We start from the raw sequence: 21630 nt of genomic DNA, 5'->3' as shown, positions 1-21630 counted from the left end.
ACTCGATGCCGCAAGGGACCCGCGACCGACGTGTTCGACACTCTCTCCGACCGCCTCGCAGCGACGTTCAAGAACCTCCGGGGCAAGGGCCGTCTCAGCGAGGCGGACATCGACGCCACCGCGCGCGAGATCCGGATCGCCCTGCTGGAGGCGGACGTCGCGCTCCCCGTGGTCCGCGCCTTCATCAAGCAGGTCAAGGACCGCGCCCTCGGCTCCGAGGTCTCCGGCGCGCTGAACCCCGCCCAGCAGATCATCAAGATCGTCAACGAGGAGCTCATCGGCATCCTCGGTGGCGAGACCCGCCGCCTCCGGTACGCCAAGACCGGCCCGACGGTGATCATGCTGGCCGGCCTCCAGGGTGCCGGTAAGACCACCCTGGCCGGAAAGCTCGGCCACTGGCTGAAGGCCCAGAAGCACACCCCGCTGCTGGTCGCCTGCGACCTCCAGCGCCCCAACGCCGTCACCCAGCTCGGCGTCGTCGCGGAGCGGGCCGGCGTCGCGTTCTACGGCCCGCAGCCGGGCAACGGCGTCGGCGACCCGGTGCAGGTCGCCCGCGACTCCATCGAGTACGCCAAGCAGAAGCAGTACGACGTGGTCATCGTCGACACTGCCGGCCGCCTCGGCATCGACGCCGAGCTGATGCAGCAGGCCGCGGACATCCGCGCCGCGGTCAACCCGGACGAGGTCCTGTTCGTGGTCGACGCCATGGTCGGCCAGGACGCGGTCACCACCGCGCAGGCCTTCCTCGAAGGCGTCGACTTCACCGGCGTGGTGCTCTCCAAGCTCGACGGCGACGCCCGCGGCGGCGCCGCGCTCTCGGTCGCGCACGTCACCGGCCGCCAGATCATGTTCGCCTCCAACGGCGAGAAGGTCGACGACTTCGACGCCTTCCACCCCGACCGGATGGCCTCGCGCATCCTCGGCATGGGCGACGTCCTCTCGCTGATCGAGAAGGCCGAGCAGACCTTCTCGCAGGCCGAGGCCGAGAAGATGGCCGCCAAGCTGCAGGGCGGCGGCAAGGAGTTCACGCTCGACGACTTCCTGTCGCAGCTGGAGCAGGTCCAGAAGATGGGCTCGATCTCCAAGCTGCTCGGCATGCTCCCCGGCATGGGCCAGATCCGGGACCAGATCAACAACATCGACGACAAGGACGTCAACCGCGTCGGCGCGATCATCAAGTCGATGACCCCGGCCGAGCGCACCGACCCGAAGCTGATCAACGGCTCGCGCCGCCTGCGCATCGCCAAGGGTGCCGGCGTCCAGGTCGGCGAGGTCTCCAGCCTGGTCGAGCGGTTCTTCGACGCCCGCAAGATGATGTCCGCGATGGCCTCCGGCAAGGGAATCCCCGGCATGCCCGGCATCCCCGGCATGGGTGGCGGCGGCAAGCGCTCCGGCAAGAAGGCCCCCGTGGCCAAGGGCAAGCGCAAGAGCGGCAACCCGCTCAAGCGGGCCCAGGAGGAGGCGGCCGCGGCCGAGCGCAAGGCGCTCGGGCCGGGCCAGGGCGGCGGCAACGCGTTCGGCCTCCCGCCGGGCAAGGGTCCGTCGGACTTCGAGCTCCCCAAGGAGTTCAAGGACCTGCTGTAAGGCGGGTTCGACTGCGAAGCCGCAGGGGCGCGGGGAGACCCGCGCCCCTGCGGCTTCGCACTCGCACGGGTTTCGCACCCGTCGGCCCTCGCCCCTGTTCGTGCTCGTCCTGCGCCATGATGGCTGGCATGCGCGTAACGATCCGAGCCCCCCGCCCCGATGACGTCGTCCCCTACGCCGAGGCGGTGCGGCGTTCCGCCGAGCACATCGGGCGGTGGAATCCGGTGGAGCCGGACGGGTTGCCGGACCTGTTGAGCCGTCAGGGGGTGGGGCTGCGGACGTTCCTGATCCTCGACCGGGAGAGCGGCGGGCTGGTCGGCAAGTGCAATGTGGCGAACATCGTGATGGCCCGGTTCCGCAACGGCGTGCTGGGCTACGACTCGTACGTGCCGTTCGACGGGACGGGTCGGATGTCGGAGGGCATGCGGCTGGTGGTGGAGCGGTGCTTCCTGTCGGCCGAGCAGGGCGGGCTGGGGCTGCACCGGTTGGAGATCAACGTGCAGCCGGACAACGAGCGTTCGGTGGCGATGGCGCGCCGGCTGGGCTTCCGGCACGAGGGGTTCACGCCGCGGATGCTGTTCCTGCAGGACGCGTGGCGCGATCACGAGCGGTTCGCGCTGACGGCGGAGGAGTGGCCGACGCCCGTGCGCTGACGGGCGTCGGCGTTGCGCACCGACCGGCGGCCGGAACGTCCGTATTGTCCGACGGGTGAGCAACCCCGTGCCGCCGCGTCAGACCCCCGACCAGCCCTGGCGGTCCGAGGGGGCGCCGCCGCCCGCGCCGCCGAAGAAGAAGATGCCGGGCGGCTGGACGGGCCTGATCCTCACCGCGCTGGTGGTGTTCCTGCTGTCCGACCTGCTGCTGAGCTTCTTCGGCGGCGGCGGGTCGACCACGATCTCGTACACCGAGTTCAGCAAGCAGCTCAACAGCGACAACATCACCAAGATCTACTCCAAGGGCGACTCCATCGAGGGCAACCTGCGGAACAAGCAGCCCAAGCCGGACGGCGGCAAGGGCGACTACACCGAATTCACCACCCAGCGCCCGGCGTTCGCCACCGACCCGCTCTGGGCGACCCTGCAGTCGCACAACGTCGAGGTGACCGCCCGCCCGGTGGTGCAGCAGCGCAGTTTCCTGGCCAACCTGCTGATCTCGCTCGCCCCGATGCTGCTGCTGATCGCGGTCTGGGTGTTCCTGGCCCGCCGGATGGCCGGCGGCCTGGGCGGCGGCGCGCTCGGCCGCAAGGCCCCGCCGAAGCCGGTGGACACCAGCCAGGGCCGGCGCACCACCTTCCGGGACGTGGCCGGCATCGACGAGGTGGAGGCCGAGCTCAGCGAGGTCGTCGACTTCCTGAAGAACCCGCAGGCCTACCGCCGGCTGGGCGCGAAGATGCCGCGCGGCGTCCTGCTGTCCGGCCCGCCCGGCACCGGCAAGACGCTGCTCGCCCGCGCGGTCGCCGGGGAGGCGGACGTCCCGTTCTTCTCCGCCTCGGCGTCCGAGTTCATCGAGATGATCGTCGGCGTCGGCGCCAGCCGGGTCCGCGACCTGTTCGCCGAGGCCCGCAAGGTCGCCCCCGCGATCATCTTCATCGACGAGATCGACACCATCGGCCGCCAGCGCGGCGGCGGTGGCGGCATGGGCGGCCACGACGAACGCGAGCAGACGCTCAACCAGATCCTCACCGAGATGGACGGCTTCACCGGCTCCGAGGGCGTGATCGTGATCGCCGCGACCAACCGGGCCGAGATCCTCGACCCCGCCCTGCTGCGCCCCGGCCGCTTCGACCGGCGGATCACCGTCAGCCCGCCCGACCGGGCCGGCCGCGAGCAGATCCTGCGGATCCACACCCGCGAAGTCCCGCTGGTGGAGGGCACCGACCTGGACGTCGTCGCCCGCACCACCCCCGGCATGACCGGCGCCGACCTGGCGAACCTGGTCAACGAGGCCGCGCTGCTGGCGGTCAAGCGCCAGCAGGACGCGGTCGACCAGGAGAACCTGTCCGAGGCCCTGGAGAAGGTCCAACTCGGCGCGGTGCGGCCGCTGGTGATGCCGCAGCAGGAACGCGAGCGCACCGCGTACCACGAGTCCGGGCACGCCCTGCTCGGCATGCTCCAGCCCGGCGCCGACCCCGTCCGCAAGGTCACCATCGTGCCGCGCGGCCGCGCCCTCGGCGTCACCCTCTCCACCCCCGACACCGACCGCTACTCCTACACCGAGCCCTACCTGCGCGGCCGGATCATCGGCGCGCTCGGCGGCATGGCCGCCGAGCAGGTGGTGTACGGGGTGGTCACCACCGGCGCCGAGAGCGACCTCGAACAGCTCACCACCATCGCCCGGTCGATGGCCGGCCGCTGGGGCATGAGCAGCCTGGTCGGCCGGGTCACCGCCATCCCCAACGACAGCCAGGCCCCGTACGGCCTGTCCGCCGCCCCCACCACCCTGGACGCGGTCGACGAGGAGGCCCGCCGGATCGTCGCCGAATGCTGGGAGGAGGCGATCGTCCTGCTCAACCGGCACCGCCACCGCCTCGACGCCCTCGCCACCGCCCTCCTGGAGGCCGAGACCCTGGACGAGGAGGCCGCGTACGCCGCCGCCGGGCTCAGTCGCGAGTAGCGTCCGCCGGCCGGACGCCCGCCACCCAGCGGAACTCGTCCACCATCCGCACCGAGCCGTCCGGGCGCAGGAACGGATGCAGCGCCTCCGCCAGCTCCTTCGCCACCAGCGCCGCTCCGGCCTGCTGCTCGGCCCGGTCGAACAGGCCGGTGGCCAGCAGCCCGCGGACCGCCGAGTCCACCTCGGCGTACGCGAACGGGCAGACCACCCGGCCGGCGGCGGACGGGCGCAGGCCGGCGGCGACCAGCAACGACTCCGGCGTCCCTGCGGCAGGTTCCTCCGCGGGGGCGTGCCGGCGCGCCACCTCCAGCACCGCGGTGCTCTCGCAGCGCTCCGCCGGGCCCCGGACCGCCAGCACCAGCAGCCCGCCGGGGAGCGTGCGCTGCGCCGACCAGGCGACCAGCGCGGGCGTCGGCGGCTGCTCGAAGACCGTCACCAGGGAGTGCGCCGGCCGGGGGACGGAGTGCGCCGAACGGGCGAGGCTCCCACCGGGCGCCACCTGCAGCCCGCGGGCCGCCGCCAGCTCCCGCAGCTCGTCGTCCCGCTCCACCCCCGCGACCTGCGCGCCGCGCCCCCGGGCGAGCAGCAGCGCCAGGCCCGACCGGCACCCCACCCCGAGCAGGCTGGTCGCCGCGCCGACCTCCAGCCGCCGGTAAACGTCCTGGTAGAGGGGGACGAGCATGCGCTCCTGGATCTCCGCCCAGTCCCGCGCCCGACCGCGCCGCTCCGCCGGACCGTCCGCCCGGACCCGGTCCACGGTGCTGCCGGTCACCTGCGCTGAAGCCATCGCGGCCTCCCAATCGGTCCACATCGGTCCTCGGAATCGGCTGCCCGTGCCGCAGCCCGGCACCCCCCGGCCCCTCTCAGCGAACAGCGGGTCGCCGCCGTCGTCCAGAGGGGTGCGAGCAGGTGTCCGTGCGCTGCGGGTGTGCGCCCCGGGGTGTGCGCGGGCGCGCCCCCGCCCCGTCCACGGGCCGCAGTGGGGAAAACGGATTCACGGTACGGCCGTCACGCCCCGTACCATTCGGCCCATGGCTAAGGCACCCGTTCTCACCCCCCAGGCGGAAGACTTCCCCCGCTGGTACCAGGACCTCATCAACAAGGCAGAGCTGGCCGACAACGGTCCGGTGCGGGGCACCATGGTCATCCGACCGTACGGCTACGGCCTGTGGGAGCGGATGCAGCAGGAGATGGACGCCCGGATCAAGAAGGCCGGCGCCCAGAACGCGTACTTCCCGATGTTCATCCCGCAGTCCTACCTGACCAAGGAAGCCGAGCACGTGGAGGGCTTCGCCCCCGAGCTCGCGGTGGTCACCCACGGCGGCGGCAAGGAGCTCGAGGAGCCGGTGGTCGTCCGGCCCACCTCCGAGACGATCATCAACGAGTACTTCTCCAAGTGGGTGCAGAGCCACCGCGACCTGCCGCTGCTGATCAACCAGTGGGCCAACGTCGTCCGTTGGGAGCTCCGCCCGCGCGTCTTCCTGCGCACCACCGAGTTCCTCTGGCAGGAGGGCCACACCGCCCACGCCACCTACGAGGACGCCCGCGACTACGCCTCGCGGATCCACACGGACGTCTACGGCGACTTCATGACCAACGTGCTCGGCATCGACGTGGTGCTCGGTCGCAAGACCGCCCGCGAGCGGTTCGCCGGCGCCATCAACACCCTCACGCTCGAAGGCATGATGCGTGACGGCAAGGCCCTGCAGATGGGCACCAGCCACGAGCTGGGCCAGAACTTCGCCAAGGCCTTCAACACCACCTACCAGCTCCAGGGCGCCGAGCGCGAGTTCGTCTGGCAGACCTCCTGGGGCGTCTCGACCCGCATGGTCGGCGGCCTGATCATGTCCCACGGCGACGACAACGGCCTGCGGGTTCCGCCGCGGCTGGCCGCCGTCCAGGTCGTGGTCCTGGCCATCAAGGGCGAGGACGCGGTGCTGGCCAAGGTCCGCGAGATCGGCGCCCAGCTGGAGGCCGCGGGCGTCCGGGTGGTCGTCGACGACCGCACCGACACCCCGTTCGGCCGCCGCGCCGTCGACTGGGAGCTCAAGGGCGTTCCGCTGCGCATCGAGGTCGGCCCGCGCGACCTGGAGGCCGGTACCGCGATGCTGGCCCGCCGGATCGCCGGCGGCAAGGCGCCCGTCCAGGTCGACTCCCTGGCCGCGATCGTCCCCGGCATCCTGGAGGAGGACCAGGCGCAGCTGCTGCGCGAGTCCCGCGAGCGCCGCGAGGCCCGCACCGTGGACGTCAAGACCATCGACGAGGCCGTCGAGGCCGCCGCCACCGGCTGGGGCCGGATCTCCTGGGCCGACCTCGGCCCGGAGGGCGAGGCGAAGTTGGCCGAGCAGGGCGTGTCGGTGCGCTGCCTGATCGCCGCGGACGGCACCGTGCCGGCCGCCGACGACCAGGAGGGCAACCTCGCCCTGGTCGCCCGCGCGTACTGATCCGACCACCGCGAGCGTCCCCGGGCCGCCGGCCCGGGGACCGTGTGCGGAGCGTGATCAACGCGATGAGCTGCGGAGTGGCCGGCCGGGCCCCGGAACGGTCCGGGTGGATCCCGAACCCCGGTTCGCATACTGGTAGTTGAGACTACTGCTCAGTCAACTCCCCGGAGTACCTGACAAGCGGTACGGTATACGGCCCGTGGCCCTGTCAATTTTCGGACAGGTTGCGGGCCGTCCGCCGTGGGGATGTTGGGCTCCGCGACGGGTGCCGAGAGCCTGGCGAGAGCGTCGGGCCCAAACGTGCAGGGGGTTGGTCTTGCGTCAGTTCGGAACCGCGCAATTCGCGTGCGGAAGTGCATTCCTGAGAGTTCGCTGGGAATTCCCGAACCCCGGGGTCCGGCGGAACATCGGCTCTCTCCCCATCGTTGGTACAGCGTGAGCACGACACAGCCCCTCGTCCTTGCGGCCGAACTGGCCGCCGCCTGGAGCGACATCCAGGCCCACCACCGGGACCTGCCCGACCTCGCGTCGCCCGAGGCGCTGATCGGCGAGTCCTCGTCGGCCTGCGGCACCCGCCTCAACTTCGAGCGCCTGCTGCACGAGGCCGCGCACGGCCTGGCCGCCGCCCGGGAGATCCGCGACACGTCGCGGGCCGGGCGCTACCACAACCGCCGCTTCCTGCTGCTCGCCTCCGAGCTGGGCCTGGCCCACCCGGTCGAGCCGCACGCCAGCAGCGGCTTCTCCCAGGTGACGATGGGGCACGAGACCCGCGAACGCTACGCCGAGACCATCGAGCGTCTCGACCGCGCGCTCGGGGCGCACCAGCTCGCCGTCGCCGGCGAGGGCAACCACCGCGCTTTCCGCGGACCGGCCGCCCGGCACGGTTCCTCGGGCGGCGGCGTGCGGGTCAAGGCGGTGTGCGGCTGCGGTCGCAACGTCCGCGTCGTCCCGTCGGTGCTGGCGCAGGCCTCGATCGTCTGCGGCGCCTGCCAGCAGCCGTTCAAGATCGCTTGACAGCCGTTGCCGTCGAAGAACGCTTGATCCGGACCGCGGGCGGGGGTGCCCGCGGACCGGCCGTGAGTCGACCGGCCCCTTCGGGGGACGGTCGACACAACTTTTTCCGGACCTTTTCCGCTTCTGCGAGGCTGCCGCGGTGCGCGACTGCCCTGCTGCGCGGTGGTCCTGCTGTGTGGTTCGGCGGTTCTGTCGGGCCGCTCGGTGGTCCTGCGGTGCCGCTCGGTGGTCCTGTCGGGCCGCTCGGTGGTCCTGTCGGGCGGTGCCGGGCGGTGTCGGGGCGACCTCTGCGATGTGGCAGAATGGACAGCTGAGTACTCGGCAGCCATTGCAGGACCCTCTCTCCCAACGGCTGGCGTGTCCCTTGAACGGCACCTCGCGCCGCAGCCCCACGCGGCGGAGCGCTGCTCACCCACGTCAAAACTCAGGAGAACCACACCCGTGGCTGTCAAGATCAAGCTGAAGCGTCTGGGCAAGATCCGCTCCCCGCACTACCGCATCGTCGTCGCCGACTCGCGCACCAAGCGTGACGGCCGCGCGATCGAGGAGATCGGCATCTACCAGCCGACCTACAACCCCTCGAAGATCGAGGTCGACGGCGACCGCGCCCAGTACTGGCTGTCCGTCGGCGCCCAGCCGACCGAGCCGGTGCTCGCCATCCTCAAGCTGACCGGCGACTGGCAGAAGTTCAAGGGCCTGCCGGCTCCGGAGCCGCTGAAGGTCGCGGAGCCCAAGGTCGAGGACTTCTCGCACCTGTTCGCCAAGGCCGTCGCCGGCTTCGAGGACGCCACCACCGGTGTCGCCATCACCCCGAAGGCCAAGAAGTCGGACAAGGCTGACGAGGCCGAGGCCGCTTCCACCGAGGCCTGAGCATGATCGAGGAAGCCCTCGACCACCTGGTGAAGGGCATCGTCGAGCACCCCGACGAGGTGCAGGTCCGCTCGCGGAACCTGCGCCGCGGTCACACCATCGAGGTGCGGGTGCACCCCGACGACCTCGGCAAGGTGATCGGCCGGGGCGGCCGTACGGCGCGCGCACTGCGCACCGTGGTCGGCGCCCTCGGCGGTCGCAATGTCCGGGTCGACCTGGTCGATGTGGACAGCATTCGCTGACCTCCACGATCGACCGGCAACGTCAATCGACAGGTCGACCTCCGGGTTTCCGGACCGGCCGGGACGCATCCGTCCCGGCCGGTCCTTCCCGTTTTCCGGGCCCGTTCGTCTTTCACTACCGCACCACCTCGCTTTCAGCACCCACCACCTCGCTCGCCTCACCCAGGCTCATCTCAGGAGAACGATCACCGTGCAGCTCGTCGTCGGCAAGATCGGCCGCGCCCACGGCATCCGAGGGGACGTCAGTGTCGAGGTCCGCACCGACGAGCCGGAGCTGCGGCTCGGCCCCGGCGCGGTCCTCCTCACCGACCCGGCCGGCATCGGACCGCTGACCGTCGAGTCCGGCAAGGTGCACAGCGGACGCCTGCTGCTGCGCTTCGCCGGAGTCAAGGACCGCACCGCCGCCGAGGCGCTGCGCGGCACCTTCCTGATCGCCGAGGTCGACCCGGAGGAGACCCCCGACGACCCCGACGAGTACTACGACCACCAGCTGATCGGCCTGGACGTCGTCCTCACCGACGGCACCCTGATCGGCGAACTCACCGAGGTGGTCCACCTCCCGTACCAGGACCTGCTCACCGTCCTGCGCCCCGACGGCACCGAGGTGCTCATCCCGTTCGTCGAGCAGATCGTCCCCACCATCGACCTGGACGAGCAGCGCGCCGTGATCACCCCGCCGCCCGGCCTGATCGACCCCGCCGACGCGGTGGTCGTCTCGTCGCGCGAGGACGCGGGCGATGCGGATGGCGCGGGCGATGCGGACGACGCGGATGACGTGGATGACGCGGGCGAGTCCGAGGGCTCCGAGGGCGCTGGCGACTCCGGCTCCGATGCTTCCGGCTCTGATGCCTCCGATTCCGACTCCGATGACTCTGCCGGATCCGGCGGCTGCGGCGGCTCGACCGGGGGTGCGGCGTGACCGACATGCGGATCGACGTCGTCACGATCTTTCCCGAGTACCTGGAGCCGTTGAACGTCTCGCTGGTCGGCAAGGCGCGGGCCCGCGGTCAGCTCGACGTGCACCTGCACGACCTGCGGCAGTGGACCACCGACATCCACCGCACCGTGGACGACACCCCCTACGGCGGTGGGCCCGGCATGGTGATGAAGCCCGAACCGTGGGGTGCGGCGCTGGACGCCGTCCTCGCGGCCGGCCCCGAGGGCGAGGTGCCGACCCTGGTGGTGCCCACCCCCAGCGGTCGACCGTTCACCCAGGAACTCGCCCAGGACCTGGCCTCCCGCAACTGGCTGGCCTTCGCACCCGCCCGGTACGAGGGCATCGACCGCCGGGTCATCGAGGAAGCCGCCACCCGGATGCCCGTGGTCGAGGCCTCCATCGGCGACTACGTCCTGGCCGGCGGCGAGGTCGCCGTCCTGGTGATGGTCGAGGCGATCGCCCGACTGCTGCCCGGCGTGCTCGGCAACGCCGAGTCGCACCGGGACGACTCCTTCGCCCCCGGCGCCATGGCCGACCTGCTGGAAGGGCCGGTGTACACCAAGCCCGCCGAGTGGCGCGGCCGTGAGGTGCCGGAGATCCTGCTCAGCGGCCACCACGGGAAGATCGCCCAGTGGCGGCGCGAGCAGGCCTTCGCCCGCACCCTCGCCAACCGACCCGACCTGGTGGCCCGTTGGCAGCGCGACGCGTTCACCAAGAAGGAACGCGAGGCGCTCAGCGTCCTCGGTCTGGCCTGGGACGACGCTGCCGGCCGATTTCGGTCTGCGGTAGAGCCTGTGGAAGAATAGGCGACTGCTGTCTGTCGCCCGACTCCCTCCGTGGGGGTCAGTGGACCGGTGCCCCCGCCACGGGGGGTTCATCGTCAGCCGAAGCGACCCGCAGTACCACCCAGTTGAGACGAATTTCCGTGGGCGGCCCGTGGCGCCTGCGATGGAGAGCAACGATGAGCAACAAGCTCGCTGCTGTCGACGCGGCCTCGCTGCGTACCGACATCCCCGCCTTCCGCCCCGGCGACACCCTGAAGGTGCACGTCCGAGTCATCGAAGGCAACCGCTCGCGCGTCCAGGTCTTCCAGGGCGTCGTCATCCGTCGTCACGGCGCCGGCGTCGGTGAGACCTTCACCGTCCGCAAGGTCAGCTTCAACGTCGGTGTCGAGCGCACCTTCCCGGTGCACACCCCGGTCGTCGAGAAGATCGAGGTCGTGACCCGCGGTGCGGTCCGCCGCGCCAAGCTGTACTACCTGCGTGACCTCCGCGGCAAGGCCGCGAAGATCAAGGAGAAGCGCGACGCGTGATCGCGCAGGCTCGACGGGGGAAGGCCCTCCGACCGGTTTAGACCGGGAGGATAGGCTCACCCCCGATGAGCACGCACGAGCCACCGACGGACCGCGACGGCAGTCCCGCACCCACGGGTGCGGACACGCCGACGCGGTCCGTTGTCGTTTCCGGTACCGGGAAAGCGGTCGGCACCGAGACCCGCCCCGAGGGCGGTACCGGGAGCGTTGACCGGTCCGCTGCCCCGGACGCAGGGGGCGATGACGGGGCGACGGCCGATCCGGACGCCGCGGAGGATTCCGGCGGCACCGAGAGTGCCGAGAGCGCGGCGGACGGCGAGGGCGGGGAGGGCACCGAGGGCGCGGCGGACGGCGGCGGGCGGCGGTGGTCGCGGGACCTGCTGTGGATCGGCGCGGTGTGTGTGGTCGCACTGCTGCTGGTGAACGCCTTCGTGGCGCGGCCCTTCGCGGTGCCGTCCGGCTCCATGGAAGGGACGTTGCGCCCGGGCGACCGGGTTCTGGTCAACCAGCTCGCCTACGCCTTCGACGGGCGCCCGCAGCGGGGCGATGTGGTGGTCTTCGACGGCATCGGCTCCTTCCTGCCCTACCGGGACGAACCGTCCGGGGTGAAGCGGCTGCTGACCGAGGCCGGACTGGCCCCGGCCGGCGACACGGTCTACGTGAAGCGGGTGATCGGGGTGGGAGGCGACCGGATCACCTGCTGCGGCTCCGACGGCCGCCTGCGAGTCAACGGGGTGCCGCTGGACGAGAGCGCCTATCTGCTCCCCGGCGACGCACCGTCGGCGGTGCCGTTCGACATCGTGGTTCCCGCCGGCAAGTTGTGGGTGATGGGCGACCACCGCAGTGCGTCCCGCGACTCCCGGGATCACCTCGGTGAGCCCGGCGGCGGCACCGTGCCCGTGAAGCGGGTGATCGGACGCGCCGACTGGCTGCTGTTCCCCCTCGGCCGGACGACCTCGCTCGACCGGCCGGCGGCATTCGCCGCGATCGAGGGGACCGGTGGCCATGGGGAGCCGCGGTAGACCCCGGGCCGGCACCGACGGACCGGCCCACCCCGAGAGCCCACCTCCCGGTTCGCACCTCGACCCGCCGGAATCCGTGTACCTGCCAGGTCCTGCTCCTGCACCCGTTCCCGAGGGCTTCGACGGAGCTGGTGGTGGCACCGAGGCCATCGGGGTCGACGGCCGCGAATGGCCCGATGGCGCTGAGGCCGGCGGAGCCGCCGGCGCCGCGAGCGGAACCGGGAGAGCTGGCAGAAATCGGGGAGCCGGGGGAGCTGACAGGAGCGGGGGAACCGACCTGCTGCGGGGGAGCGAGGAGGCCGTGGAGGCCGCCGCAGATGGCGGGAACGGGGCGGTGGACAGTCGTCGGCCGGTCCGGGGCCGCGCCGAGCGGCGGCGCACCGCCAAGCGGGTCGCGCGCCGTGGGCGTCGCTCCTTTCTGCGCGAGTTGCCGGTGATCGTGCTGGTGGCGCTGGTCATCGCCGTGGTGTTGAAGACCTTCCTGGTCCAGGTGTTCGTCATTCCCTCCGGTTCGATGGAGCCGACCCTGCAGGTCGGCGACCGGGTCGTGGTCGACAAGCTCACCCCGTGGTTCGGCTCGGAGCCGGAGCGCGGCGAGGTGGTGGTCTTCAAGGACCCGGGCGGCTGGTTGGAGAACCACCGCACGTCGTCCACGGACGGGTCGGTGCTGCACGACGTGAAATCGATGTTCTCCGCGGCGGGACTCCTTCCTTCGGATGACGAGCGGGACTTGATCAAGCGGGTGATCGGTGTCGCCGGCGACACCGTGGAGTGCTGTGACGCCCAGGGCCGGCTGAGCGTGAACGGCACCCCGGTGGACGAGCCGTACGTCGCGCCCGGCAACGTGCCCTCACGGATCACCTTCAAGGTGACGGTTCCTCAGGGGCGGCTGTGGGTGATGGGGGACCACCGCGACCTGTCCGCGGACTCCCGCTACCACATGGGCAATCCCGGCTCCGGGACCGTCCCGGTGGCGAACGTGGTCGGTCGTGCGTTCGTGGTCGCATGGCCGCTCTCCCACTTCGGTCAACTGGGTGTTCCTGATTCACTCTCCTCTCTGCCGGTGCAAGTGGCAGGATCATCGGCCGTTGGACCGATTCCTGCGGAACCCCCGCTCGTTATGGGTGTGTTGGGCGTCCTCCCGGCTGTTGTTCGGCGGTGGAGAGCGCCCTGGCGGGCCGGGCCGATGGCTGACTGACGTTCCGGTCGGCGCGTGGAAACACGGGCTTGCCGACCGGGAGTGATAGAGAAGTGCTGAAGTGCTCGGTTCCGGCCTGGTGTCGGGCGTGCCCGGGTAGGGCAAGCCAGAGGCGGGTTTTCGATCGATCGCAGAGTGTGGTGCCCGCTGTGCGGCACTGGTGAGCGCGGACGCGCAGGCGTCCGCACAGCAGGGAGGAGATGTCGTGGGGGATCTGGTGATCGGTGCCCGCTCAGGTGCTCCGGAGCCCGACGGGGAGCCTTCGGGCAACGCCGACGGGCGACACGCGGAGGACGGTGACGCCCTGCGGGCGTCCGATTCCGACGCTGCGGAGGAGAGCGATTCGGAGGCGTCGGCCGGGGCCAAGAAGGCTCCCAAGCAGCGTTCCTTCTGGAAGGAGCTGCCGATCCTGGTCGGCATCGCCCTGATCCTGGCGTTGGTGATCAAGACCTTCTTCGTCCAGGCGTTCTCGATTCCGTCGGGTTCGATGGAGAACACGCTCCAGGTCGGCGACCGCGTGCTGGTCGACAAGCTCACCCCGTGGTTCGGCTCGGAGCCGGAGCGCGGCGAGGTGGTGGTCTTCAAGGACCCAGGCGGCTGGCTGAACGACGAGCCCGCCCAGCGCAGCAACAACGCCTTCGTGCGCGGCGTCCAGGACGTCTTCAGCTTCATCGGGCTGATGCCGTCCAGCGACGAGAAGGACCTGATCAAGCGCGTCATCGCGGTCGGCGGCGACACCGTCGAGTGCCAGGGCTCCGGACCGGTCAAGGTGAACGGCATCGCACTCGACGAGCCGTACATCTTCCCGGGCAACACCCCGTGCGGGGAGAAGCCGTTCGGTCCGGTGAAGGTGCCGGACGGCCGGATCTGGGTGATGGGCGACCACCGCGCCAACTCCCTGGACTCCCGTTTCCACATGGACCAGCCGGGCGGCGGCACCGTCCCGGTCGGGAACGTCGTCGGCCGCGCCTTCGTGGTGGCCTGGCCGATCGGCGACTGGGCGACGCTGCCCGTTCCCGACACCTTCGACCAGAAGGGTCTGGCGGCCGGCGGGCCGCTCGCCCCGACGCTGGCCGGTGCAGCCCTGGCCGTCCCCGCCGTGTGGTGGGTGCGCAAGCGCCGTCGCTGACCGGTCCCGGACCGTCCGCGACTGACTCTTGCGCGGGCCGTGGTACTCGTGAGTAGTCTGCTCGCACGTGCCACGGCCCGCAGTGCTGTCCAGACCAGGACGGCCACTCCCGGGCAGGCAGCGAGCGCTCGCCCGGAGCGCGTGAGCGCCAGGAGAGGGCGAAGCCGATGACCAGCGTCGCGGAGCGGACACCGCCCACCGAGGCCAGACCCGTCCGCCGTCGGAGCTCGGTGTCGATCGTGCAGAGCCTGGTGATCGCGATCGGCTTCGTGATGCTCGTCGGGGGCTTCGCGATGCTCGCCATCCAGTACCGGCCCTACAAGATCCCCACCGGGTCGATGAGCCCCACCCTGGAGATCGGCGACACCGTCCTGGCCCACACCGCTGACGGGACGTCGGTCGGACGCGGCGACATCGTGGTCTTCCAGGACCCGGATTGGGGCAACGCCACCCTGGTCAAGCGCGTGGCCGCGGTCGGTGGCGACACCGTCACCGGCGACCGCGAGGGACGGATCACCGTGAACGGTCACCAGGTGGACGAGCCCTACCTGGCGAAGACACCGGTGCCCACCACCGTGTTCTCGGTGACGGTGCCCGAGGGGCGGCTGTTCCTGCTCGGTGACTTCCGCGGGAACTCGATGGACTCGCGCAGCCATCTGGACGTGGCCTTCGGTTCCGTTCCGGCCTCCGGAGTGAAGGCGCGGGTCGAGGCGGTGATCCTGCCGCTGTCCCGGGCAGGGCTGGAGGGGCGCACCGCGGCCTTCGACGAACTGGGTGCGCCGCGTGCGCACCAGGCGGGTGCCCTGCTGCCCGCCGGCTGGACGGCGATCGACGGGGCAGCCCTGATCGTGCTCGCCTCGGCGGCGGGCTGGGCGGTCTCGCTGGGCCGCAAGCTGGGGGGACGGCGGAAGGCCTGAACCGGGCGCCGGTGGCACCCCGGGGCCGGCCCGGAAACGTGCGCAGAACCTCAGGACGGAGCTGAACCAGGTGGTGGCCGAGCGGCGCAGAGCCGTCCGCGTGCTGTTGGTGGACCCGGACGGGCGTGTCCTGCTGCTGCACGGAACCGATCCGGCCACGCCGGGCGTCGACTGGTGGATCACCCCGGGCGGCGGCATCGAGCCCGGCGAGAGCCCGGCCGAGGCAGCCCGGCGCGAACTGGGCGAGGAGATCGGGCTGACCGAGGTGGAGTGGGGACCGCTGGTTGCGTACGGCACGGTGGAGTTCTCCTTCCGGGGCAGGGACTACGAGCAGGAGCAGTGGTTCCACCTGGCCCGCACCGGCCGGGGCGAGGTGGCACTGCGGCAGAGCGGGGCGGACGAGCACGCGCTGCTGCTCGCCGTCCGCTGGTGGACGGTGGGGGAGTTGAGGACCACCGAGGAGACCGTGTATCCGCGCGGACTGGCCGCGCTGGTGGAGCAGGTTCTGACGGAAGGGCCGCCAGAACCGCCAGTACGGCTCTGAGCACTGGCCCAGTGGTCCACAATGGGGTGGACGTGACGAGTGAGGGGACGCTTGGAATGAGTGCCGAAGACCTCGAGAAGTACGAGACCGAGATGGAGCTCAAGCTCTACCGGGAGTACCGGGATGTCGTCGGCCTGTTCAAGTACGTGATCGAGACCGAGCGGCGTTTCTATCTGACGAACGACTACGACCTGCAGGTGCATTCGGTGCAGGGCGAGGTCTTCTTCGAAGTGGCGATGGCGGATGCGTGGGTCTGGGACATGTACCGACCGGCCCGGTTTGTTCGGAAGGTCCGCGTGCTGACTTTCAAGGACGTGAATATCGAGGAGTTGGCCAAGAGCGATCTTGAGCTGCCCTCGGACGACTCCGCGTTCGGGAACTGACCGCTCTGCGACTGAACGGCCGGCCCAGGAGCGCCCCGGGCCCGACTGCCCGGGGTGGGCGAGGAACGGCGCGGCCGACCGCGCCCTTCCCCCCGAGCGACCGCACCTTGAGGAGCTGCGGCGACGCCCGGGTCACCGAGACTGGTCGCCGAGATCGCCGATTGTCCAGCGCATTTTTGAGTTTGTCGCTCGAACGAGCGAGCTAAGTTATCCACAGGCCCGAGTTATCCACAGGCCTGACGATTTCGCTGGTCCACTTCCCGGCTGTGACGGCAACCTTCCGGCCGGAGGTGATTGCCGTGCAGAATCCCAACAAGTTTTCCACCAACGGCCTCGGACGCTACGGCGAGGAGGTCGCCGCCCGCCGGCTCACGGAGTGCGGGCTGTGCATCCTGGAGCGCAACTGGCGCTGCGCCGAGGGTGAGCTCGACATCGTCGCCCTGGACGGGGACACCCTCGCGGTGTGCGAGGTGAAGACCAGGTCCGAGCGGGGCTTCCAGCAGCCGTCCGAGGCGATCGACCAGACCAAGGCCGACCGACTGCGCCACCTCGCCGAACGGTGGCTCGCCGAACGCTGGCCGGAGCACTTCTCCCGGCTGGTGCTGGCCGCCGCCGAGCGGGTCGACGACGGCGAGCCCCTGGGTGAAGCCGCAGCCGGCGGACCGGCGCCCCCGCCGCCAGGGGGAGTGCGCATCGACCTGGTCGCCGTGGTCAACCCGCTCAGGGGCGCCGCCGCGGTCGAGCACCTGCGCGGGGCGGTGTGAGATGGCCTTCGCCCGTACCTGCTCGGTCGCCCTGGTCGGGGTGGACGGTGTCGTGGTCGAGGTGCAGGCCGACCTCGAACCCGGACTCGCGGCCTTCAGCCTGGTGGGCCTCGCCGACAAGGCCCTCCTCGAAGCCCGCGACCGGGTCCGCGCAGCCGTCTCCAACAGCGGCGAGAAGTGGCCGCTGCGCAAACTCACCGTGGGCCTCACCCCGGCCTCCGTACCCAAGAGCGGCAGCGGGTACGACCTGGCCGTGGCCTGCGCCGTACTGGCAGCCGCCGAACGGCTCGACCCCGCGTCGATCGACGGCCTGCTGATCATCGGCGAGCTCGGACTGGACGGCCGGGTACGTCCAGTGCGCGGTGTCCTGCCCGCAGTACTCGCTGCGGCGGACGCCGGCTACCGCCAGATCGTGGTCGCCGAACAGACGGCTGCCGAAGCCGAATTGGTGCCAGGCGTCTCCGTCCTCGGCGTACGAAGCCTGCGCCAACTCATCGCCATCCTCACCAACGCCCCCGTCCCCGACGAGCCGCTCGACCCCTCCACCGGCCGTCCCGACTCCTCGTTCGCCGGACTCCTCCTCCCGGGGCTCGGCGTCCGGGACGTCACCTCGGAGCAGGCGTGCCGACCCGACCTCGCCGACGTTGCCGGACAGCACGAAGCCCGGCAAGCCCTGGAGATCGCCGCCGCGGGCGGCCACCACCTGTACCTGAAAGGGCCGCCCGGAGCTGGCAAGACCATGCTGGCGGAACGGCTCCCCGCCCTGCTCCCACCACTCACACAGGCCGAAGCCCTCGAAGTGACCGCGATCCACTCCGTGGCAGGCCTACTCCCACCCGACCGCCCGCTGATCGACACCCCGCCCTACTGCGCACCGCACCACTCGACCACCATGCCCGCCATCGTGGGCGGCGGGACGGGTCTGCCCCGACCTGGCGCCGTCTCCCTCGCTCATCGCGGCGTGCTCTTCCTCGACGAGGCACCCGAATTCTCGGTCCGGGTCCTCGACGCCCTGCGCCAACCCCTGGAATCGGGGGAGGTGATGATCGCCAGAGCCGCGGGCTCGATGCGGCTGCCCGCCCGCTTCCTGCTCTGTCTGGCCGCCAACCCCTGCCCCTGCGGCCGCTATTCGTTGAGAGGAGAAGGCTGCGAATGCACACCCGTCATGGTCAACCGCTATCAGGCGCGCCTGTCCGGGCCGCTGCTCGACAGAGTGGACCTCCAAGTTCAGGTGGCCGGAGTCAGCAGGGCCGAGCTGATGCAACAAGGCGGAAAAGCGGAGAGCACGGCCACGGTCGCCGAACGCGTGAGGCAGGCCCGCGAGCGCGCCGCCGCTCGCCTCGCCGACACCCCGTGGCGGACGAACGCCGAAGTGCCAGGGCACGAACTGCGCACGCGCTGGCAACTCGCACCCGGCTCGCTCACCGACGCCGAGCGTGACCTCGACCGAGGTCTGCTCACCGCACGAGGCCTGGACCGAGTCCTCCGCGTCGCTTGGACGGTCGCCGACCTCGCGTGCCGGCCTCGTCCCACCCGTACCGACATCCAGACCGCGCTCACCCTCCGCACCGGAGTCCAACGCGTCACCCGACCGACCGACCGCCGACCCGACATGTACTACGACGCGGACGCCGACCTAGGTGCCGAGCTTTGACCACCCATCACCTGGCGGGCAGCTGGCAGTGGCGGTCAGCAGCGCCGGCCACTTCACAGGCCGCCGGGCCGCAGCGTTGCTCCCGTACCCACCCATTCCATCCACCCGCCCGTTGGCCAAACGGCCGCAGGAGGAGCATTCCGTGACCGCAGCAGTTCCAGCACCCCGGCAGGACATCGATCGCGCGACAACAACGTCAGCGATGCTCATGCCGCCACTCGGCAGCCCGGTTCGCGACAGCGACACCACTCACCCGCACGGCCCGGCCCGCCCCGGGCGAGCCCAGCCCGGCAGGCTTCACCTGGTGGGTGAGCCCAGCCTGGCGGGCCCACCCGACAACCCTTGCCCGCCCCGCCCGCCCGACGACCGCCCGCCCGACGACCACCCGCTCGACGGCAGCCCGCCCGACGGCAGCCACGACGGTTTGCGCCACCTGATTCGGGGAGCCGGCCCGCCGGGCACCCACCGGCCGAATCCGGACAGGGCAGACCCAGGCCTGTCAGCGTCGGATACGGCGGGCAGCACCAGTCGTGCCGTGCACGCCGCCGTAACGAGTCGGCACTGCACGGCCGAACCGGTCGCCGCAGGTCATGCCACTCGTGTGGGGGTGGTGCGGGGCGATCACCGGCTCATCCGCCCCACCCGGTGGGCCGGACCAGCGGCCACGCCGGACCCGCCCGAGCCCGAGCGGGTGGCCCGGGCGGCACTCACCAGGCTGATCGAACCGGGTGACGCAGCCATCGGCCGGGCGATCCAGCGGCTCGGTGTGGTCGGCCTGGTGCAGGGCTTCTACAACGGAGCATCCCCGGGCCGGCTGGGGCTCGGAGCAGACCGGATCACCGCCTACCAGGAGAGGTTGCGAAAGTTCAACCCGGCCACCGACCTTGAACGAATCGCCAAGCTCGGTGGGAAGTTCATCATTCCGGGCGACACCGACTGGCCCTCGCAGCTGGACGACCTCGGCGACAGTCGCCCGGTCGGACTGTGGATCCGAGGCCGGCCGGGGCCGCGGCTGCCGTCGCTGCGCCTGCTCGCGCTGAGATCGGTCGCCATCGTCGGATCCCGGGCCTGCACCGCATACGGGCGGCACATCGCCGGTCAACTCGGCTCGGAACTGGCCGAGCGTGGCTGGGTGGTGGTCTCCGGCGCCGCGTACGGCGTCGACACGGCCGCCCATCTGGGCGCGCTGGCCGTCAACGGGATGACGATCGCGGTCCTGGCCAACGGGGTTGACATCTGCTATCCGCGAGGGAACGAGGCGCTGATCCACCGGATCGGGGGCGACGGGCTGTTGGTGAGCGAGCTGGCGCTCGGGATGAACCCGACCAGGTTCAGGTTCGTGCTGCGCAACCGAGTGATAGCGGCGCTCACCCGAGGCACCGTCGTGGTCGAGGCCGCGCCGCGCAGCGGCGCGCTCAGTACCGCTCGACGCGCCATGGATCTGAATCGGCACACGATGGGCGTCCCCGGCCAGGTGACGTCCGAACTCTCGGCAGGAGTTCACGCGTTGATCAGGAGCGGTGCCGCGACTCTGGTCACCACCGGCGCCGAGGTGGGCGAGCTGATCGGCTCCGTCGGTGGCGACCTGGCGCCGGAGCGAGTCGGACCGATCCTGCCCCGTGACGCGCTCGCACCGCCCGTGGCCCGCGTCCTGGAGGCGGTCCCGGCCAGCGCGGACGGTGCGCCGGTGCAGCGACTCGCCCAGTACGCCGCGCTCTCCCCGCAGGAGACCGTGCACCACCTGCACGAGCTGAGCTCGCTGGGCTTCGTCGAACGGCAGGGCGCGCACTGGAGGCTGGTGCGACGCAAGTGATCGGATCTGCGCAACAGCGGACACGGAAGGTCGACCGAACGGAGCATCCCGTCAACAGGAAGGAACCCCAGGTGAGTTGAGAGCGGCGCCGAGACGGTTGAGCTCGGGTGGGCGATATCGGTGAGTGGGTGTGACGCAAGGATTCCGACGTGTCAGGAGAGGTCTGCGCTGGTCGGCGGCCTGGTGGAGGCAGGGCGCCCGGCAGCCGGTCGGGGTCCGCGCCGCGACGCGCCGGGGGAGCCCAGCACTGCCACCGGATCGAGCGACGCCCGAGTGGCGGTAGCACTGTGCAGCGACTTGGTCACGCTACGCTCCCTTATGGCGTCCCTATCAGCACATGACTCGGCAGAACGGCGCAGACCAACGCATGGCCACTCACATTCCCGGACACAGGGTGACCGGTGACGGTCGGTCCCCGGACGGGCCGGGGGCCGAGATCCGCAACGCCGCGGAGTTGCGGGCCAGGTCCTCGGGAGTCGTGGGGATGACGAGGTCGGGCACCCCCCCGACCGCGACCCCACAGTCCCAGGCCCGTCCCACCTCGCCCTCGCCCCTTCCCCGCCCCCCCGTCCCGCAGGGGCCGTCGGACCGGCAGTCCTCGGCGCGCCCCTCCGTTGAACGCCCAGGCCAGCTGCTGCCCTGCCCACAGGCAGTGCCGTCGAGGGCCGCGGCCCAGCCGCGGCCGCGCGGCGACGAGACCGGCGGCCCCCCGGACGAGCCGGGGCCGTTCGGTGGTCGGCAGGCCGATCGGTCAGACACCGGCGAGCCGGACACCGACCGGCCGGACGGCGGCAGGCCAAGCGGCGATCGGTTCGGCGAAGGCCAGGCCGGCGGTGGGCCGCAGCCCGGGGAGAGCACGGCCGAGGTGCCGTCGGCCGAGGCAGCCTCCGCCGACGCATCGCCTGCGGGCGGCCGACCGGTGCGCGGCCAGTCGAGGCGCGGTGCCCGGTCGAAGGCCAAGCCGGGGGAGCCGCCGGTGCGGAGCTCGCAGGTTCGCCGGCAGGCGAGCGGCCCGGAGGCGGAACGTTCCCTGAAGGCGGGAACCCCGACATCGGCGTCCGCATCGGGCCCGGAGCAGGGCGCGTCGCAGCCTCGGCCGCAGCCCCAGCCCCAGCCGCCGGGTGGGCAGCAGCCGGCCGGGTCGCCGGTCGCGTTGCCCGGGCCGGCCTCGGGGCCGCCGTCGGTGTCGT

Annotated in this window: 20 protein-coding genes; 19 read left to right on the top strand and 1 reads right to left on the bottom strand. The window is 71.4% G+C overall.

What is annotated here, in order from left to right; all coding sequences use genetic code 11:
* Positions 1-30: 30 nt before the first annotated feature.
* The 3 genes from ffh (at position 31) to ftsH (ending at position 4197) form a co-directional block, all read left to right on the top strand.
* A complete protein-coding gene (gene ffh, locus CG736_RS34350) occupies positions 31-1584 on the top strand; it encodes a signal recognition particle protein (protein WP_043916164.1) in 1554 nt (517 codons plus the stop codon).
* A 128-nt stretch (positions 1585-1712) separates the two neighbouring features.
* Entirely contained in the window at positions 1713-2237 is a 525-nt protein-coding gene (locus CG736_RS34345) for a GNAT family N-acetyltransferase (RefSeq protein ID WP_232734370.1), read from the top strand.
* 55 nt (positions 2238-2292) lie between these two features.
* On the top strand, positions 2293-4197 hold the full coding sequence (ftsH, locus tag CG736_RS34340) for an ATP-dependent zinc metalloprotease FtsH (protein WP_100590029.1): 1905 nt from the start codon (positions 2293-2295) through the stop codon (positions 4195-4197).
* Here ftsH and CG736_RS34335 read toward each other — a convergent pair.
* Positions 4184-4984 (bottom strand): SAM-dependent methyltransferase, encoded by an 801-nt coding sequence (locus tag CG736_RS34335; RefSeq protein ID WP_100590070.1) that lies wholly within the window; start codon positions 4982-4984, stop codon positions 4184-4186. The genes ftsH and CG736_RS34335 overlap by 14 nt on opposite strands.
* A gap of 244 nt (positions 4985-5228) precedes the next feature.
* Here CG736_RS34335 and proS point away from each other — a divergent pair, with 244 nt between their 5' ends.
* From proS to dprA, 16 genes are all read left to right on the top strand, one after another.
* Entirely contained in the window at positions 5229-6641 is a 1413-nt protein-coding gene (gene proS / locus CG736_RS34330) for a proline--tRNA ligase (protein ID WP_100590028.1), read from the top strand.
* Positions 6642-7076: 435 nt separating this feature from the next.
* Positions 7077-7655, top strand: coding sequence for a hypothetical protein (locus CG736_RS34325; RefSeq protein WP_043916169.1), 579 nt, complete (start codon positions 7077-7079; stop codon positions 7653-7655).
* Positions 7656-8096: 441 nt separating this feature from the next.
* On the top strand, positions 8097-8525 hold the full coding sequence (gene rpsP, locus CG736_RS34320) for a 30S ribosomal protein S16 (protein WP_043916170.1): 429 nt from the start codon (positions 8097-8099) through the stop codon (positions 8523-8525).
* Positions 8526-8527: 2 nt separating this feature from the next.
* Positions 8528-8767, top strand: a complete 240-nt coding sequence (locus CG736_RS34315) for an RNA-binding protein (protein ID WP_043916171.1) — start codon at positions 8528-8530, stop codon at positions 8765-8767.
* Positions 8768-8957: 190 nt separating this feature from the next.
* Complete coding sequence (gene rimM, locus CG736_RS34310; protein ID WP_100590027.1) at positions 8958-9686, top strand: ribosome maturation factor RimM; 729 nt, start codon at positions 8958-8960, stop codon at positions 9684-9686.
* Positions 9687-9691: 5 nt separating this feature from the next.
* Positions 9692-10510: a tRNA (guanosine(37)-N1)-methyltransferase TrmD gene (gene trmD / locus CG736_RS34305; RefSeq protein ID WP_100590069.1), complete on the top strand. Its 819-nt coding sequence runs from the start codon at positions 9692-9694 to the stop codon at positions 10508-10510.
* 155 nt (positions 10511-10665) lie between these two features.
* On the top strand, positions 10666-11016 hold the full coding sequence (gene rplS / locus CG736_RS34300) for a 50S ribosomal protein L19 (RefSeq protein ID WP_043916173.1): 351 nt from the start codon (positions 10666-10668) through the stop codon (positions 11014-11016).
* A 65-nt stretch (positions 11017-11081) separates the two neighbouring features.
* Positions 11082-12038 carry a signal peptidase I gene (lepB, locus tag CG736_RS34295; protein ID WP_100590026.1) on the top strand — a complete coding sequence of 319 codons (957 nt, stop codon included), beginning with the start codon at positions 11082-11084 and terminating at the stop codon, positions 12036-12038.
* Positions 12039-12339: 301 nt separating this feature from the next.
* Complete coding sequence (gene lepB / locus CG736_RS34290; RefSeq protein ID WP_232734369.1) at positions 12340-13236, top strand: signal peptidase I; 897 nt, start codon at positions 12340-12342, stop codon at positions 13234-13236.
* Positions 13237-13441: 205 nt separating this feature from the next.
* Positions 13442-14365 (top strand): signal peptidase I, encoded by a 924-nt coding sequence (gene lepB, locus CG736_RS34285; RefSeq protein WP_100590025.1) that lies wholly within the window; start codon positions 13442-13444, stop codon positions 14363-14365.
* A 167-nt stretch (positions 14366-14532) separates the two neighbouring features.
* Complete coding sequence (gene lepB / locus CG736_RS34280) at positions 14533-15282, top strand: signal peptidase I (RefSeq protein ID WP_100590024.1); 750 nt, start codon at positions 14533-14535, stop codon at positions 15280-15282.
* A gap of 70 nt (positions 15283-15352) precedes the next feature.
* Positions 15353-15826 carry an NUDIX hydrolase gene (locus CG736_RS34275; protein WP_232734368.1) on the top strand — a complete coding sequence of 158 codons (474 nt, stop codon included), beginning with the start codon at positions 15353-15355 and terminating at the stop codon, positions 15824-15826.
* 56 nt (positions 15827-15882) lie between these two features.
* Positions 15883-16209, top strand: a complete 327-nt coding sequence (locus CG736_RS34270; RefSeq protein WP_043916176.1) for a DUF2469 domain-containing protein — start codon at positions 15883-15885, stop codon at positions 16207-16209.
* A 290-nt stretch (positions 16210-16499) separates the two neighbouring features.
* On the top strand, positions 16500-16973 hold the full coding sequence (locus tag CG736_RS34265) for a YraN family protein (protein WP_100590067.1): 474 nt from the start codon (positions 16500-16502) through the stop codon (positions 16971-16973).
* Position 16974: 1 nt separating this feature from the next.
* Positions 16975-18627 (top strand): YifB family Mg chelatase-like AAA ATPase, encoded by a 1653-nt coding sequence (locus CG736_RS34260; protein WP_100590022.1) that lies wholly within the window; start codon positions 16975-16977, stop codon positions 18625-18627.
* Positions 18628-18769: 142 nt separating this feature from the next.
* Positions 18770-20440 carry a DNA-processing protein DprA gene (dprA, locus tag CG736_RS34255; protein ID WP_232734367.1) on the top strand — a complete coding sequence of 557 codons (1671 nt, stop codon included), beginning with the start codon at positions 18770-18772 and terminating at the stop codon, positions 20438-20440.
* The last annotated feature ends 1190 nt before the right edge of the window (positions 20441-21630 follow it).

This window comes from Kitasatospora sp. CB02891 (assembly GCF_002803145.1).
Classification (GTDB): domain Bacteria; phylum Actinomycetota; class Actinomycetes; order Streptomycetales; family Streptomycetaceae; genus Kitasatospora; species Kitasatospora griseola.
This window is presented reverse-complemented; position numbering and strand designations above follow the sequence as displayed.

Excerpts from the sequence above, each read along its gene's own strand:
- trmD (WP_100590069.1), top strand. The coding sequence starts at position 9,692 with ATGCGGATCGACGTCGTCACGATCTTTCCCGAGTACCTGGAGCCGTTG.
- rplS (WP_043916173.1), top strand. The coding sequence starts at position 10,666 with ATGAGCAACAAGCTCGCTGCTGTCGACGCGGCCTCGCTGCGTACCGAC.
- proS (WP_100590028.1), top strand. The coding sequence starts at position 5,229 with ATGGCTAAGGCACCCGTTCTCACCCCCCAGGCGGAAGACTTCCCCCGC.
- CG736_RS34260 (WP_100590022.1), top strand. The coding sequence starts at position 16,975 with ATGGCCTTCGCCCGTACCTGCTCGGTCGCCCTGGTCGGGGTGGACGGT.
- lepB (WP_100590024.1), top strand. The coding sequence starts at position 14,533 with ATGACCAGCGTCGCGGAGCGGACACCGCCCACCGAGGCCAGACCCGTC.
- CG736_RS34315 (WP_043916171.1), top strand. The coding sequence starts at position 8,528 with ATGATCGAGGAAGCCCTCGACCACCTGGTGAAGGGCATCGTCGAGCAC.
- CG736_RS34345 (WP_232734370.1), top strand. The coding sequence starts at position 1,713 with ATGCGCGTAACGATCCGAGCCCCCCGCCCCGATGACGTCGTCCCCTAC.
- CG736_RS34270 (WP_043916176.1), top strand. The coding sequence starts at position 15,883 with ATGAGTGCCGAAGACCTCGAGAAGTACGAGACCGAGATGGAGCTCAAG.
- CG736_RS34335 (WP_100590070.1), bottom strand. The coding sequence starts at position 4,984 with ATGGCTTCAGCGCAGGTGACCGGCAGCACCGTGGACCGGGTCCGGGCG.
- lepB (WP_100590026.1), top strand. The coding sequence starts at position 11,082 with ATGAGCACGCACGAGCCACCGACGGACCGCGACGGCAGTCCCGCACCC.